Source organism: Delftia sp. WY8 (assembly GCF_018437695.1).
GTDB classification, from domain to species: domain Bacteria; phylum Pseudomonadota; class Gammaproteobacteria; order Burkholderiales; family Burkholderiaceae_C; genus Comamonas; species Comamonas tsuruhatensis.
Genome location: NZ_CP049795.1, coordinates 3,903,771 through 3,919,432 on the forward strand (window position 1 = coordinate 3,903,771; position 15,662 = coordinate 3,919,432).

Sequence of the window (15,662 nt, forward strand, 5' to 3'; positions counted from 1 at the left end):
GGGACGGCGGATGCAGAAGATGCGGGGAATGCAGGGGCTGCAGGACATGCGGGCCTCAGCAGTTGAGCCGGTCCATGGGCGAGAGGATCTGGATGTCGCCGGGCGTGATGCGGATGGTGCTTTCGCCGCAGGTCAGCAGGATTTCCTGCTGGGCTTCGAGCCGGATCTTGGCGGCATTGAGCTGGATGCTTTGTCCATCCATGGTGAGCTGCGAGGCCTTGCCACCTTCGCCTGCACCCCCACCACCGCCGCCATCGCCCCCACCGGGCGCCGTGATGTTCATGGCCATGCCGCCACCGGCGCCACCTCCCGCGCCACCGCCACCTCCGCCACCACCGCCCACGGTCAGCGAGTACTGCGAGCCCACTTCGGTGCTTTGCTTGCTGCCGACCTTGACCTGGCGCTCCTGCCCCACGGTGAGGCTCTGGTTCATGCCCACATGGGTCTGCATGGCCACGCCGATGTTTTCCATGTAGTTGACGCCGATGTTCATCATCTTCATCCCACCCACGTTCTGCATGTAGGCCATGCCTATGGTCTGGGTCTTGAGCAGGCCGACCGTGACGTGCCAGTTCTGGCCTATCTTGTCGGTCTCGGTCTTGCCGATGGTCTTGCTGCGGTTCTTGCCGATGGAGATGTTCTCGTCGATGCCAACGTCTTCATTGCGGTTGTCGCCGATGCTGATCTTCTCGTCGTGGTCCACCCGCTCCGTGCGGTTGTTGTGCACGGTGATGGTCTCGTCGCGGTCCACGGTCTCGGTGCGGTCGCGGTGGATGACGCTGGTCTCGTCCCGGTCCACCGTCTTGCGCCGGTCGTTGCCCACCCATTTGTCCTCGTCGTTCTCGACCTCGGTGAGCTGGTCCTTTTGCGCATGCAGCCACAGCTGTTCTTGCCCGGCCTTGTCCTCGAAGCGGATGGCGTTGGCGTCGCCCGGGCCGTTCTTCATGCCCGCGCCTGCGGCACCGCCCTTGCTCGACCGGGTCTTGATGCCCGATTGCGTGGCGTTGGCCGGCAGCGCCCAGGGCGGCATGTTGGCCGCGTTGTAGACGCAGCCCGTGACGATGGGATAGTCCGGGTCGCCGTTGAGGAAGTCCACCACCACCTCGTGCCCTATGCGCGGGATGGAGATGGCGCCAAAGCCTGGTCCTGCCCAGTTGGTGGCCACGCGGATCCAGCAGCTGGAGTTCTGGTCCTTGCTGCCCAGCCGGTCCCAGTGGAACTGCACCTTGATGCGGCCGTATTCGTCGGTCCAGATTTCTTCTCCGGCCGGACCCACGACGACAGCGGTCTGCGGTCCCGTGGTGCGCGGCTTGGGCGTGGTGCGCGGCGGCGTGAAGGCCAGGCTGGTGGGCTGGGCCTGCAGTTCGTAGCGCTGGAAGGAGCCGTCTTCGGCGGCGCTGCCCTTGGCGCCCGGGGCCACAGCGCTGACGCGGGGGTTCTCCTTGAGGTGGTAGCTCAGGCCCGTGATCAGGTACTGCCGGTTCTGGTCCCCGCGCGGGTAGTTGTAGAGGCTGAAGGTGTAGCCCGTGGCCAGCGCCCGGTGGCAGGACTGGCCCCGCACCCGGCTGTGGCCCGTGAGGCCTTGCTTCAGGCGCACGCGGATGTAGGCATCTCCGTCGCCGTACTCCGTGTAGCCGCCCGGCCATTCGTAGGTTTCATGGCCGTCGTGCGCATGGCCCGGTGGATCGCGGCGCATGTGGGACAGTTCGGCCCGGGGCTTTTTGAAGTCGTAGTCGTCGATGTAATGGCGGCCCGGCTTGATTTCCTGCTCCAACTGCCAGGCGTGGATGTTTTCCTGATCGCCTGCGGCGGCTTTTTCCGGGGGATAGAAGGGAATGGATTCACCACCGGGCAATGCGCCGTGCGAGGCAATGATGTCGTCGCACAGCACCAGGGTGTGTTCTCCCATGGCATGCGCGAAGTGGTAGTAGATGCCTTCGTGCTCCATCAATCGCGAGACGAAGTCGCAATCGCTTTCGTTGTATTGCACGCAGTAATCCCAACTGCGATAGGCGCGGGTGAGTTTCCTTTGCATTGGATGGCCATAGACGCCCAATACCTGCTCGACGATGTCGGGCACGTTGAGGTTCTGGAAGATGCGAAAGTCGCTCTTGCGCGTGGCCAGCCACAGCCAGGGGCTCAGGCGCGCCTTGTAGGCGTAGTGGCGGTGGTCCTGGCCCTGCATGCCGAAGCGGGTGACGATGCCGTCGATGAAGCGCCTGCCGCCGCCCTGGGTTTCTATTTCTATGGTGGCGTTTTTGCCCAATAGGACCTTGGGATCGATGCTTTCGTTTTCGCTGAGCATTTCCACATCGAGGCTGAAGAGCTGGCTGATGTTTTCCTGGCCGCGCAATTCACGTAAATGCAGTTCATCGCCCAATGGCGTATGGATGGTGACTCGGCGTGTCATTGTATGAACCGCCCTGGGGGCGGCCTCCCGTCTCTTGGTGAGCGGGGATCATAGACAAGCCGATGGCTATAGGGCAATCAAATGCAGGGTCAGATACATCCTGTAAATGTAAGCAATTTCCCATCTTGGATACAGGCATGTATTTGAATGGCAGGCTATCCAATCAGGCATGTTCCAGAATCAGGCAATCCAGACTTGGCTGATCATGTGCTGTGGCAGGCGACCTGGGAATGCGCTGTACTGGGCATGAAAGCATTTGCACTTTTTTGGTGCATTTTTGGTGAGATACCATGTGAGCGACCGCTATCACCGTAACGGTGCAGAACTTCTGCACAAAGCCGGTGCATGGGAGGATGCTGCGGTGCTGCATTGGTAGGTCGGAAGGCGCCCCACCCAGCAGAAAAGACTGGCACGGTCCGTGCTTAACCCGGTTGTCACGAAATTTTTCAAACCGGAGGATCCCATGTCCCGTGCCAGCCTCAAGTCGCTCGCCATCGCCTGTGTCGCCATCGCTCCGCTCTGGGCCCACGCCCAGCTCACGGCCAATGTGTCCCTGACGACGAACTACAAGTTCCGCGGACAGGACCAGGACACGGGACGCAACAAGGCCGTCAAGCCTGCCCTGCAAGGCGGCTTCGACTACACCTTCGGCGACAGCGGCTGGTACATCGGCAACTGGAACTCCAGCGTGGACTGGCTGCCGGGAAACTCCCTGGAAACCGACTTCTACGGTGGCTACAAGTTCAAGGCCGGCGAGGTGGACCTGGACTTCGGGGCCCTGCAATACCTGTACTCGGGCAACTCCAGTGGCAACACCACCGAGCTGTATGGCGCGGCCACGTACGGCCCGTTCACGGCCAAGTATTCGCACACCGTATCCAAGGACTACTTCGGCTGGGCGGGCGAGAAAGCCGGCTCGGGCCTGTCGGGCCGCAATACCGGCTACCTGTGGCTGGGCTTCAGCAAGGAAGTCATGCCCAAGGTGACCGTGAAGGCCTCGCTGGGCTTCACGCGCTTTGCCAGCGACATCAAGGGCCTGGGCGTGCCCAACTATATGGACTACAGCGTGGGCGGTGCCTACGATTTCGGCGACGGCGTGTCGCTGGGCGCGGCCGTCACGGGTGCGAACAAGAAGTCTTACTTTGGTGACGTCAACAAGGCCCGCCTGATCGTGACGCTGACCAAGACCCTGTAACCGGACCTGAGGAGCTAAGCATCATGAAACTGGTGACCGCCATCATCAAGCCCTTCAAGCTGGACGAGGTGCGCGAGGCGCTCTCCGACATCGGCGTGCAGGGCATCACCGTGACCGAAGTCAAGGGCTTCGGCCGCCAAAAGGGCCATACCGAGCTGTACCGCGGCGCGGAATACGTGGTCGATTTCCTGCCCAAGCTGCGCCTGGAGGCCGCCGTGCCCGACGCGCTGGTGGACCAGGTGATCGATGCCATCGAGGCCGCTGCGCGCACCGGCAAGATCGGTGACGGCAAGATCTTCGTGCTGCCCATCGAGCAGGCCGTCCGCATCCGTACCGGCGAGACCGGCGACAGCGCACTGTGAGTTTCAACCCCACGTTTCCCGAAAGACTGCCATGACCAAACGACTTCTTTCCATGGGCCTGGGGCTGGGCCTGCTGGCCGCAGGCGCCGCTGCCCTGGCACAGGAGCCCGCCGCCGCTGCAGCCGTTGCCGATGCGGCCGCTGCAGCAGCCCCCGCCGCCGCGGCCGCAGCCGAGGCGCCGGCCCCCGCGCTCAGCGCCGGTGACACGGCCTGGATGCTGACCTCGACCATGCTGGTGATCCTGATGGTGATCCCGGGCCTGGCACTGTTCTACGGCGGCCTGGTGCGCACCAAGAACATGCTGTCCGTGCTGTGCCAGGTGTTCGTGATCTTCTCGCTGATCACGCTGCTGTGGGCCGTCTACGGCTACTCGCTGACCTTTGCGGGCGAAGGCAACTTCTTCGGCGGCTTCGGCAAGATCTTCCTCAAGGGCATTGCGCCCGACACGCTGGCCGGCGCACTGCCGACCATTCCCGAGTACGTGTTCGTGGCCTTCCAGTCCACGTTCGCCGCCATCACCGTGGCCCTGATCGTCGGCGCCTTCGCCGAGCGCATCAAGTTCTCTGCCGTGATCCTGTTCTCGGTGCTGTGGTTCACCTTCAGCTACATCCCCATGGCCCACATGGTCTGGGGCGGCGGCCTGCTGGGCAAGGACGGCGCGCTGGACTTCGCAGGCGGCACCGTGGTGCACATCAACGCCGGTATCGCTGGACTGGTGGGTTCCTACATGCTGGGCAAGCGCATCGGCTTCGGCCGTGAGGCCCTGCCTCCGCACAGCCTGACGCTGACCATGGTCGGTGCCTCGCTGCTGTGGGTGGGCTGGTTCGGCTTCAACGCCGGCTCGGCAGGTGCTGCCAACGGCATCGCCGGCCTGGCCTTCATCAACACCATCGTCGCCACGGGCGCCGCCACCATCTCCTGGCTGGCTGCCGAAGCCCTGCACAAGGGCAAGGCCTCGATGCTGGGTGCCGCCTCGGGCGCCGTGGGCGGCCTGGTGGTCATCACCCCGGCGGCCGGCCTCGTGGGCCCCATGGGCGCCATCGTCATGGGTCTGATTGCCGGTCCCGTCTGCCTGTGGGGTGTGTCCGGCCTCAAGAAGCTGCTCAAGGTCGATGACGTCTGCGACGTGTTCGGCGTGCACGGCGTGGGCGGCATCCTGGGCGCCATCCTGACCGGCGTGTTCTGCGCCTCCAGCCTGGGCGGCATCGAGCCGGCAAACTTCAACATGGGCCATCAAGTGTGGGTGCAAGTCAAGAGCGTGCTGCTGACCATCGTCTGGTCCGGCGTGGTGGCTGGCATCTCCTACAAGATCTGCGACCTGGTCGTCGGCCTGCGCGTCAGCGAAGAGTCCGAGCGCCAGGGCCTGGACATCACCACGCACGGCGAGGTGGCGTACTACCGCTGATCGGTTTCCAGGGAGTTCATTGCGGATTGGCCTCGGTGCTTGCACCGGGGCCTTTTTTGCTTTGGAGCCGCTGCAGAGATGGCGTCTTTGCCTTTTCGTCCCTGCTGTTTTGCGCCGCCCGCAGAACTTCAAGCGCGCCGTTCAAAAAATTCACGGGCCCGCACCGAGGCGCAAAAGGGCCCAGCCGCTACCATGCAGGCCATGGATTCAGCCCAAAGCCAACTCATCCAGATCGCCGAGCGCGTGCGCGCCGCGGCGGCCGACGCCACGCCGCTGCGCATACGCGGTGGCGGCACCAAGGATTTTCACGGCCTGGCCCTGCAGGGCGAGCTGCTGGACACGCGGGCGCTGGCCGGCGTGGTCAGCTATGAGCCCAGCGAGCTGGTCGTGACCGTACGCGCCGGCACGCCGCTGGCCGAGGTCGAGGCCCTGCTGGCCGCACAGGGCCAGTGCCTGGCCTTCGAGCCTCCGCATTTCGAGGGAGCGGATGGCCGCGCCACCGTGGGCGGCATGGTGGCCTCCGGCTTGTCGGGCCCCTCACGCGCCAGCGTGGGCGCCGTGCGCGACTTCATGCTGGGGCTGGAGATGATCAACGGCCAGGGCGAGCTGCTGCGCTATGGCGGCCAAGTCATGAAGAACGTGGCGGGCTACGACGTCTCGCGGCTGATGGCGGGCTCCTGGGGCACGCTGGGCCTGATCACCGAGGTCAGCCTCAAGGTGCTGCCCGTGGCGCCTGCCGAGGCCACGCTGCGCTTCGAATGCACGCAGCAGCAGGCGCTGGACTGGCTCAATGCCTGGGGCGGACAGCCGCTGCCGCTCAATGCCAGCTGCTGGCTGCAGGAAGACAGCGCGGCCCAGGGCGTGCTGTACCTGCGCCTGCGCGGTGCGCGTGCCGCCGTGCAGGCGGCCTGCGGGCGCCTGGGGGGCGAGCGCATGCACAGCGCTGCGGCCGACTGGCAGGCCTGCCGGGAGCACCAGCTGCCCTGGTTCACCGCACGCGCACCGGGCCATGCGCTGTGGCGCCTGTCCGTGCCGCAGACGGCTCCGGCCCTGGCGCTGCCTGACGGCTGCACGGGGCCCCTGGTCGAATGGCACGGCGCACTGCGCTGGGTACAGGCGCCGCGTGCGCTGGGCCATGCGCTGCGCACGCTGGCAAAAGCAGCGGGCGGATCGGCCACCTTGTTCCGCTCCGAGGCCGCAGACCAGCCCGGCGCCGAGCCCGATTTCGACGCCCAGGCGGCCGATGCCACGGCCGCGCTGCATGCACGGCTCAAGCAGGCCTTCGATCCTGCGGGCATCTTCAACCGCGGCCGGCTGGCCGCCGCCTGGTAGGCCGGGCCAACGCCTGGCTCCGCCCATGCGCATGCGCCACCACCTGCACCTGCTCACGGACCGGCACCGCACGGTGGCCAGCAACCGCACGCTGGGCCTGCTGCTGGCCTTCAACGCGGGTGCGGTGAATGCGGGCGGCTTTTTGCTGGTGCACTCCTATACCTCGCACATGACGGGCTTCGTCTCGCTGCTGGCCGACAACCTGGTGCTGGGCAATACGGCGCTGGTGCTCAGTGCCTGCGGCGCGCTGCTGGCCTTTCTGTGCGGCGCGGCCGCGACGTCGCTGCTGGTCAACTGGGCGCGCCACCACCGGCTGCGCAGCAGCTATGCGCTGCCGCTGCTGCTGGAAGCCGCGCTGATGCTGCTCTTCGGCGTGCTGGGCGCGGCCATGCTGGCCTGGCCCACGCCGTTCGCCGTGCCGCTGGCCGTGCTGCTGCTGTCCTTCATCATGGGATTGCAGAACGCCACGGTGACCAAGATGTCGTCCTCGCAGATCCGCACCACGCACATGACGGGCGTGATCACCGACCTGGGCATGGAGCTGGGTCGAGCCCTCTACTGGAACCGCCATGGCAGCCCGCCCGAGCACCGGGTCCACGCCAACCATGTGCGGCTGCGGCTGTTCGCAGGGCTGCTGTCCATGTTCCTGCTGGGCGGCATTGCGGGCGCGCTGGGTTTCAGGCACCTGGGCTTCGTCTTCGTCGTGCCGCTGGCCGTGGTGCTGTGCCTGCTGTCCCTGCCGCCGCTGTGGGCCGACCGTGCGCGGCTGCCCCTGCTGCTGGGCCGGCGGGCCGCGCCTCGCGCATGACCGCCGTGTCCGGCTGCCGTGCCTGACCGTTCCCCGATACCCATACAACAAGAGCCCCACCATGCAGACCCAACTCGCACCCCAGTACCGCGCCACGCCCGAGGGCCAGGAGGCCGAAGCCATTTTGCGCAAGTGCGTGCACTGCGGCTTTTGCACGGCCACCTGCCCGACCTACCAATTGCTGGGCGACGAGCTGGACGGGCCGCGTGGCCGCATCTACCTGATCAAGCAGGTGCTGGAGGGCGGGACGCCCACGCGCGCCACCCAGCAGCACCTGGACCGCTGCCTGACCTGCCGCAACTGCGAAAGCACCTGCCCCAGTGGCGTGCAGTACGGCCACCTGGTGGACATAGGCCGCAAGATCGTCGAGGAGCAGGTGCCGCGCCCCTTCGGCGAGCGCGCCAGGCGCTGGGCGCTCAAGGAGGGACTGAACTCGCCGCTGTTCGCCCCGGCCCTGAAGCTGGGACAGGCCGTGCGCGGCCTGCTGCCCGAAGTCCTGGCCGAGAAAGTGCCCCAGCCGCAGGACGCGGGCCGCTGGCCCGTGCGCGAGCATGCGCGCAAGGTGCTGCTGCTGGCCGGCTGCGTGCAGCCCGCGATGATGCCGCGCATCAACTACGCCACGGCGCGCGTGCTGGATGCGGCCGGCATACAGACCGTGATCGCGCCCAACGCCGGCTGCTGCGGTGCCGTGAAATTCCACCTCAACGACCAGGAAGGCGGCAAGGCGCAGATGCGCGCCAACATCGACGCCTGGTGGCCCCAGGTGGACAGCGGCGCGGTGGAGGCCATCGTCATGAATGCCTCGGGCTGCGGCGTCACCGTCAAGGAATACGGCCACCTGCTCAAGGATGATGCGCAGTACGCGGACAAGGCAGCCCGCATCAGCGCCCTCACGCGCGACCTGAGCGAGCTGCTGCCTGAGCTCCTGCCCGAGCTGGCCGAGCGCCTGCAGGGCAGGGTGCGCGCACCGGCCGCGCCCATGGCCTACCACCCGCCCTGCACGCTGCAGCACGGGCAAAAGCTGCGCGGCGGCGTGGAAACCCATCTGGCCAGGCTGGGCTTCGAGCTGCGCGTGGCGCGCACCGAGTCGCACCTGTGCTGCGGCTCGGCGGGAACCTACTCGGTGCTGCAGCCCGAACTCTCGCACCAGCTGCGCGACCGCAAGATCGGCGCACTGACCGAAGGCTTCGATACCCGGCGGCCTGCAGCCATCCTCTCGGCCAACATGGGCTGCATCGTCCACCTGCAAAACGGAACGGACGTGCCGGTGCGCCACTGGATCGAGGTGCTGGACGAGGCCCTGCCGGCCTGATGCCACCCGGGCAACACCCGCGCATCTGTGCCGCATGCGCGACGCCGTGGGGACTATGCCCGTGCAAGCCTTTGCAATGCTGGCATGATGCGGGGTTTCGTTTTCTCCAAGCCCATGTGCTCCGCCATGACTGAATCCGTGTCTGAACCGCAAGAACAGAACGCCGCGCTGCCGGCGGACGCCGCTGCCGGCACCGTGCCGCAGGCTGCCGCCAGCGCCGATGGCCAGGGCCGCAAGCGCTCGCGCCGCGGCGGACGTGGCCGCAACAAGGGCAAGGCCTCCGAGCCCGTCGCCGACGCAGCATCCGGCACGGCCGCCAGTGCCGAGGCCAACGCTTCCAGGCCCGTGCGCACCCAGCACCCGCTGCTGGCGCAACTGGCCCAATGGCATCCGAACCTGTTCGGCGAGCAGCCCCTGCCGCTCAAGCGCGGCATCTTCGAGGACCTGCTGGCCGCCCATCCCGAAGCCATCGACCGCGACCAGCTCAAGCTGGCCCTGTCCCAGCACACACGCTCGAGCCGCTACCTCACCGTGGTGGCCAGCGGCCAGGCGCGCCATGACCTGCAGGGCCAATCGGTCGAGCCCATGGCGCCCGAGCATGTGCACCATGCGCTGATCGAGGTCTTTCGCCGCCGCCAGCACCGCTCGCCCGAGGACCTGGCGCCCAAGCTGCGCAACCGCATCATCGCCGCCTACGAGGCCTCGGGCCTGTCCCGCGACGACTATGCGGCGCGCGTGCAGGGCCGTGACGAGGCCACCAACGCCCTGGTGGCCGAGGCCTTGGCCGAAGCCGATGCGCGTTCTGCACGAGACGAAGCTCTGCTGCGCGCCTTCGAGGCCAGCGGCCAGACCACCGAAGCCGGCTTTGCCGACATGTACGGCATGAACCCGCGCCAGGTGGCGCAGCAGCTGGAACGCGCCCGCCGTCGCCTGCAGACGCAGGCGGCCTGAGGTACCAAGGACCGGTGCCAAAGACCGGTAGCACCGCCTGCCGGCACACTCCACCGCCGCGTGCCCGGCAAGGGCCGCGCCGGTGCACCTGCCCTGGATCACAGGCGGCATCTCTGCAGCGGACCCTTCCGCCAGCACGCAGATGCCCACCAGGGGCGGGCCCGGGGATGAACTGTTTCACGGACGCCGCTGCACCCGGCCACGGGGCGGCGGCGCCTTGCCGTGCGCGCTCGTTCCCGTGGTCTGGCAAGGGCGCGCAAGGCACTTCAAAAGCAAAAAAGCAAAAGGAGACTTGCGATGTGGCTGGGTTTGTCGTTGTTCTACGTGGGCGCCGTGCTGTGCCTGAATGGCCTGTGGATGCTGGGGCGCATTGCCGACCGGGAAATCTGGGTCATCAACGTGTTCGCGGGCCTGGTCTCGCTGATCATCGGCCTGGCCTCGGCCTTCGGGCCCGAGCCTGATGCGGCCTCTGTCAAGACCGGCGCGCTCACCCTGCTGTTCGCCTTCACCTACCTGTGGGTGGCCATCAACCGCTTCACGGGGGCCGATGGCCGGGGCCTGGGCTGGTTCAGCCTCTTCGTGGCGATCACGGCCGTGCCGGTGGCCATCGATTCGCTGATCGGCGCCCGCACTGCCATCGACTGGTGGATGGCCGCCAACTGGGCGGCCTGGGCCGTGCTGTGGGCCATGTTCTTCATGCTGCTGGCCCTGGGCCGCAACATCGGCCGCATGACGGGCACGCTGTGCATTGCGCAGGGCGTGCTCACGGGCTGGCTGCCGGGCTACCTGCTGCTGGCCGGGCAGCTCACGGGCTGATTGCGCAGCGTTGGTGCGGGCAGGGCGTCAAGCCCCACGCCGTCGTGCATGCGCCAGCGCAGACAGCAGCGCGGCCGCGATGATGCAGGCGCCGCCCAGCAGCGTGCGAGGCGTCAGCACCTCGCCTGCAATCAGCACCGAGGAGACGCTGGCGAACACCACTTCGGCCAGCATGACCACGGCCGTCACGCCGGCCGGCAGGCGCGCGGCGCCGAACTGCAGCGCCCAGTTGCCCAGCATCAGCAGCACGGCCAGGCCGGCGGCGATCAGCATCCAGCCGGCCTGCGGAGCCGGCAGCGGCGGCACCAGGCCCACGCTGCTGCCTGCAAAGGCGCTGAACAGGCCCATCGCCATGCAGCCGCTGAACATGGCCAGCATGCGCGCCTGCGCCGGCACGGCCTGCAGGCGGCGCAGCAGCACGTTGGTCAGCGCGAAGGTGAAGCCGCCGAACAGTGCCAGGCCGTCGGCCAGCGACAGGCCGCGCAGCAGCCCGGGCGAGCCGCCGCTGAATGTGCCCTCGGGCACCAGCACCAGCGCCACCCCGCCAAAGGCCAGCAGCAGCCGCGTCAGCGCAGCAGGCGTGGGCCGCTCGCCCAGGAGCCTCCAGGCCAGCAGCACCGACCATGCGGGCATCAGATAGAACAGCAGCACCACGCGCACCACGTCGCCAATGGTCACGGCCCAGTTGAAGGCGATGTTGTTGCTGCCCGCGCATGCGCCCAGCAGGATCAGGGCCGGGTACTGCAGCGCCTGGCGCAGGCTGGCCGGGCGCAGCGCCACCAGCCCCGCCAGCACCAGGGCATACATCAGCGCCGTGGCCCACAGCGGATGCAGGCCAGCCTCGTGCATGGCGCGGAACGGCCACCAGGCCAGGCCCCAGACCAGGGTGTTGAACAGCAGGGCGAGAACGGGCAGCGGGCTATGCATGGGGCAATGAAAAACGCCCGGGCAGGCAAGGCCTGCTCCGGACGCCGTGGGGACAAGGGCAGGCTAGTGGCAATCCTTGCGGGCAATCGCCAGCAGGCGCTCGACTTCCTCGGGATGCTGGCGCAGGTTGTTCCTGTGCCAGCGTCCGATCAGCCACATGATGCCGGCCACCACCAGGCCGAACACCGTGATGGCACCAAAGGCCGACAGCCCGAACTTGGTGGACAGCGCATAGAAGGCGCCCAGCGCCAGGATGCAGGCCTGCTCGTTGAAGTTCTGCACGGCAATCGAGCGGCCCGCGCCCATGAGGTTGTGGCCGCGGTGCTGCAGCAGCGCATTCATGGGCACGACCAGGAAGCCGCCCAGGCCGCCCAGCAGGATCAGGAAGGGAATGGCCACCCACACGCTGTGGATGAAGATCATGGCGATCACCAGCAGGCCCATGGTGATGCCCAGCGGAATGACGCGCGTGGCGTTGTCCAGCCGCATGCGCATGGATGCGAGGATGGCGCCTGCCGCCGTGCCGATGGCCACCACGCCCACCAGGGCCGATGCCTGGGAGGTGCCGTAGCCCAGGGCCGCCGCGCCCCAGGCCAGCACGATGTAGCGCAGATTGCCCGACACGCCCCAGAACAGCGTGGTCGTGGACAGCGAGATCTGGCCCAACTTGTCCCCCCACAGCCGCTGGCTGCAGGTCCAGAAGTCGGGCAGCAGGGCCAGGGTGTTGGCCAGCAGGCTCTTGCTGGGGTCCTGGCGCAGCGGGCGCAGGATGGTGTCGGTCAGCGGAATGCGCAGGTTGAACCAGGCGGCCAGCGCATAGACGCCGACCAGCACGGCAATCGCCGCTTCGGCCGCAGTGTCCACGCCCGTGTCCAGCAGCGGCAGGTCGAAGTCCAGCAGATGGGTCGAGATGCCCGGGCTCAGCAACTGCCCGCCCACGAGCACGCCCAGGATGATGGAGGTGATGGTCAGCCCCTCGATCCAGCCATTGGCCTTGACCAGCTGGGAGGCGGGCAGCAGCTCGGTGAGGATGCCGTACTTGGCGGGCGAGTAGGCCGCTGCGCCCAGGCCGACCACGGCGTAGGCGATCAGCGGATGGTTGCCGAACAGCATCATCAGGCAGCCCACGATCTTGATCGCATTGCTGATGAACATCACCCGCCCCTTGGGCAGGGCGTCGGCAAAGGCGCCGACGAAGGGGGCCAGGATCACGTAGAACAGCGCGAACATGGGCACCAGGGCGGCGCGCTGCCACTCGGGGGCGCCATTGGTGCGCAGCAGTTCCACGGCGGTCACGAACAGGGCGTTGTCTGCCAGCGAGCTGAAGAACTGCGCTGACATGATGGTGTAGAAACCGCGCTTCATGGATAGGCAGATGGGGTCAGCCGCAGGGCTGCTGACCGGTTAAATAAGGGCCCCGTGGCAAGTGACTGGCGGTTATATCACGCGGCCTTTGGCCGGCAGTGCCAGAATCCCAAGCTTCTGACTGAGTGAAAACCATGCCGCGTCCCATTCTTGCCACCATCCATTCCGCCGCGCTTCGCCACAATCTGGAGCGGGTGCGGCAAGCGGTCCCCGATGCCAAATTGTGGGCCGTGGTCAAAGCCAACGCCTATGGCCACGGTATCGAAAACGTGTTCGAGGCCCTGCGCGGCGCCGACGGCTTCGCCATGCTGGACCTGGCCGAGGCCGAGCGCGTGCGCCAGCTGGGCTGGCGCGGCCCCATCCTGCTGCTGGAGGGCGTGTTCGAGCCGCGCGACCTGGAGCTTTGCTCGCGCCTGTCCATCTGGCATGCCGTGCATTGCGACGCCCAGATCGACTGGCTGGCCGCGCACAAGACGCAGAACGGCCACCGCGTCTTCCTCAAGATGAACTCCGGCATGAACCGCCTGGGCTTCACGCCCGAGCGCTTTCGCGCGGCCTGGGCCCGGCTCAATGCCTTGCCCCAGGTGGAGGAAATCTCGTTCATGACCCACTTCAGCGATGCCGACGCAGGCGCTGGCCAGTCGGGCATCTCCGCGCAGCTGCAGCGCTTTCACGACGCCACGTGCGACCTGCCCGGCGAGCGCAGCGTGGGCAACAGTGCCGCCACGCTGCGCCATGGCGACGATGCCCAGGTGCGCTGCGACTGGGTGCGGCCCGGCATCGTGCTGTACGGCAGCTCGCCCGACTATCCGCAGCACACGGCGGCCCATTGGGGCCTGCAGCCCACGCAGACCCTGAGCTCGCGCATCATCGGCGTGCAGCAGCTGGCTGCGGGGCAGAGCGTGGGCTATGGATCGCGCTTCACGGCCGAAGCTCCCGTGCGCCTGGGCACCGTGGCCTGCGGCTATGCCGACGGCTATCCGCGCCACTGCGGCACCGGCACGCCCGTGCTGGTCGACGGCGTGCGCACCCGCACCCTGGGCCGCGTGAGCATGGACATGCTGGCCGTGGACCTGACGCCCGTGCCCGATGCCGGCATGGGCAGCGAAGTCACGCTGTGGGGCCGCGCCAGCAACGGCGCCGTGCTGCCCATCGACGAGGTGGCCGAGGCGGCCGGCACGCTGGGCTATGAACTCATGTGCGCCGTCGCGCCGCGCGTGAACAAGACTGTCGATTGATCAGGGCGCTGCCTGGACGCTGTCCCTGGCCCGCTCCAGCAGCGCCATCATCTGCTGTTGCGCGGCAGGCTCCCAATCCTTGAGCAGCCGCGCCGCCAGCGCCTGGCGCGACTGGCGCAGCCGGTCGAACAGGGCCTGACCCTGGGGGCTGAGACTCAGGCAGCGCACGCGGCGGTCGCGGGCGTCCGGTTCGCGGTCCAGCCATCCCTGCTCCTGCAGCTGCGCCAGCATGCGCGCGAGCTGGGCCTTGTCCATGTGGCTGTGGTCGACCAGATCCCTTTGCGTGCGGCCCGGGTGCCGGCCCACGTACATCAGCACGCGCACCTCGTTGGGCGTCAGCCCGGGCTCCATGGACTCCATGTCCTCGCGCATGCGCGAGCGGAACAGGTGCAGCAGCTCGTGCATGGCCTCGAAGATATCGGCGGGCAGGGAGGCATTCATGGCAGGGTCTTGTGGAAATATGTTGACAAAGTCAACGGATGGCAGAGAATTGGTGGACTAAATCAACATTCTAGGCCGTCACAGGCCGTTTCGCCAATGAACTTGCCCAATCCAGCCAACTCTGCCGTGGCGCCTGCCCCCGTCGTCCACCGTGTCCGCCATCCCTTCCGCGCCCGCCATGTGCAATTGCTCTCGCGCGAGCAGCCCAGCCCCGGCTTTGTGCGCCTGACCCTGGGCGGACCCGAGCTGGAGGACTTCGTCAGCGCGGGCTTTGACGACCACGTCAAGCTCATCCTGCCCCAGGCCGGGCGCGAACTGCCCGCGCTTCCCGTGCTGCTCGATGGCCGCCCCACCTTCGTGGAGGACGAGCGCCCCACCTTGCGCGACTACACGCCGCTGCGCTACGACGCTGCGCGCCAGAACCTCATCATGGATTTCGCACTGCACGATGCTGGCCCCGCCACTGAATGGGCGCTGACCGCGCCCCTGGGCCAGTGGGTGGGCCTGGCCGGGCCGCGCGGCAGCCTGGTGATCTCGGCCAACCTGCCATGGCATTGGCTGTTCGGCGACGAGACCGCCATGCCCGCCATCGAGCGGCGCCTGGCCGAGCTGCCCGCCGGCAGCCGCGCCGTGGTGCGCGTGCAGCTGCGCAACCCTGCCGACCGCCGCCAGTGGAAGAGCACGGCCCAGCTGGACTGTGCCTGGGTCGAATCGCTGGCCGACGCCGTGCAGGCGCTGGAGCTTCCCCAGGACGACGACGGATATATCTGGGCGGCGGGCGAGCACAGCGCCATGGCCGAGCTGCGGCGCCTGCTGCTGGCCAAGGGCGCCGCGCCCAAGCGCATGCGCGTGGCCTCGTACTGGAAGCAGGGCCAGGCAGACCACCATGAAGACCTGAACGATCCCAGCTGACCTGCGTGGAGAAAAGCAAGAAAGGCACAGACGAAAAAAAGCCCACCGAAGTGGGCTTTTTTTCGTGGTGGTTGCGCGAGAAGGATTTGAACCTCCGACCTTTGGGTTATGAGCCCAACGAGCTACCAGACTGCTCCATCGCGCGGTAATTCCGCAGTAATTTCGTTTCGCCGCATTTTGTGCAGCGA

Annotated in this window: 14 protein-coding genes and 1 tRNA gene; 10 read left to right on the top strand and 5 right to left on the bottom strand. The window is 67.3% G+C overall.

Annotated elements, in window-relative coordinates:
- Window positions 1–55: 55 nt before the first annotated feature.
- Window positions 56–2,410, bottom strand: coding sequence for a type VI secretion system Vgr family protein (locus tag G4D77_RS17970; RefSeq protein ID WP_213757717.1), 2,355 nt, complete (start codon window positions 2,408–2,410; stop codon window positions 56–58).
- Between the two features lie 463 nt (window positions 2,411–2,873).
- Between G4D77_RS17970 and G4D77_RS17975 the strand changes: the two genes are divergently transcribed.
- The 8 genes from G4D77_RS17975 (at window position 2,874) to G4D77_RS18010 (ending at window position 10,591) form a co-directional block, all read left to right on the top strand.
- Window positions 2,874–3,605 (top strand): TorF family putative porin, encoded by a 732-nt coding sequence (locus G4D77_RS17975; RefSeq protein WP_016448601.1) that lies wholly within the window; start codon window positions 2,874–2,876, stop codon window positions 3,603–3,605.
- Between the two features lie 23 nt (window positions 3,606–3,628).
- Window positions 3,629–3,967, top strand: a complete 339-nt coding sequence (locus G4D77_RS17980; RefSeq protein ID WP_012202241.1) for a P-II family nitrogen regulator — start codon at window positions 3,629–3,631, stop codon at window positions 3,965–3,967.
- 31 nt (window positions 3,968–3,998) lie between these two features.
- Window positions 3,999–5,372: an ammonium transporter gene (gene amt, locus G4D77_RS17985; protein WP_026062912.1), complete on the top strand. Its 1,374-nt coding sequence runs from the start codon at window positions 3,999–4,001 to the stop codon at window positions 5,370–5,372.
- A gap of 192 nt (window positions 5,373–5,564) precedes the next feature.
- Window positions 5,565–6,704 carry a glycolate oxidase subunit GlcE gene (gene glcE / locus G4D77_RS17990; RefSeq protein ID WP_154833179.1) on the top strand — a complete coding sequence of 380 codons (1,140 nt, stop codon included), beginning with the start codon at window positions 5,565–5,567 and terminating at the stop codon, window positions 6,702–6,704.
- 25 nt (window positions 6,705–6,729) lie between these two features.
- Window positions 6,730–7,512 carry a YoaK family protein gene (locus G4D77_RS17995; RefSeq protein WP_012202244.1) on the top strand — a complete coding sequence of 261 codons (783 nt, stop codon included), beginning with the start codon at window positions 6,730–6,732 and terminating at the stop codon, window positions 7,510–7,512.
- Window positions 7,513–7,573: 61 nt separating this feature from the next.
- Window positions 7,574–8,824: a glycolate oxidase subunit GlcF gene (glcF, locus tag G4D77_RS18000; RefSeq protein WP_154833181.1), complete on the top strand. Its 1,251-nt coding sequence runs from the start codon at window positions 7,574–7,576 to the stop codon at window positions 8,822–8,824.
- An 84-nt stretch (window positions 8,825–8,908) separates the two neighbouring features.
- Window positions 8,909–9,775: a ProQ/FinO family protein gene (locus tag G4D77_RS18005; RefSeq protein ID WP_154833183.1), complete on the top strand. Its 867-nt coding sequence runs from the start codon at window positions 8,909–8,911 to the stop codon at window positions 9,773–9,775.
- Window positions 9,776–10,072: 297 nt separating this feature from the next.
- Window positions 10,073–10,591 carry an AmiS/UreI family transporter gene (locus tag G4D77_RS18010; RefSeq protein ID WP_016448593.1) on the top strand — a complete coding sequence of 173 codons (519 nt, stop codon included), beginning with the start codon at window positions 10,073–10,075 and terminating at the stop codon, window positions 10,589–10,591.
- A gap of 27 nt (window positions 10,592–10,618) precedes the next feature.
- Here the strand turns inward: G4D77_RS18010 and G4D77_RS18015 are convergent, their stop codons facing one another.
- Both G4D77_RS18015 and lplT read right to left on the bottom strand, forming a co-directional pair.
- On the bottom strand, window positions 10,619–11,518 hold the full coding sequence (locus G4D77_RS18015) for a DMT family transporter (protein WP_016448592.1): 900 nt from the start codon (window positions 11,516–11,518) through the stop codon (window positions 10,619–10,621).
- Window positions 11,519–11,581: 63 nt separating this feature from the next.
- The gene (lplT, locus tag G4D77_RS18020) at window positions 11,582–12,883 is read right to left on the bottom strand and encodes a lysophospholipid transporter LplT (protein ID WP_016448591.1); all 1,302 of its coding nucleotides are present in this window, start codon (window positions 12,881–12,883) and stop codon (window positions 11,582–11,584) included.
- Between the two features lie 134 nt (window positions 12,884–13,017).
- Here lplT and alr point away from each other — a divergent pair, with 134 nt between their 5' ends.
- Window positions 13,018–14,121, top strand: a complete 1,104-nt coding sequence (gene alr / locus G4D77_RS18025; RefSeq protein WP_154833185.1) for an alanine racemase — start codon at window positions 13,018–13,020, stop codon at window positions 14,119–14,121.
- On the opposite strand, the gene G4D77_RS18030 is transcribed toward alr, so the two are convergent.
- Entirely contained in the window at window positions 14,122–14,562 is a 441-nt protein-coding gene (locus G4D77_RS18030; RefSeq protein ID WP_016448589.1) for a MarR family winged helix-turn-helix transcriptional regulator, read from the bottom strand.
- Window positions 14,563–14,658: 96 nt separating this feature from the next.
- On the opposite strand from G4D77_RS18030, the gene G4D77_RS18035 reads away from it, so the two are divergent.
- Window positions 14,659–15,474, top strand: a complete 816-nt coding sequence (locus G4D77_RS18035; RefSeq protein WP_017407487.1) for a siderophore-interacting protein — start codon at window positions 14,659–14,661, stop codon at window positions 15,472–15,474.
- Window positions 15,475–15,542: 68 nt separating this feature from the next.
- Here G4D77_RS18035 and G4D77_RS18040 read toward each other — a convergent pair.
- A tRNA-Met gene (locus G4D77_RS18040) sits at window positions 15,543–15,619 on the bottom strand.
- Between the last annotated feature and the right edge of the window lie 43 nt (window positions 15,620–15,662).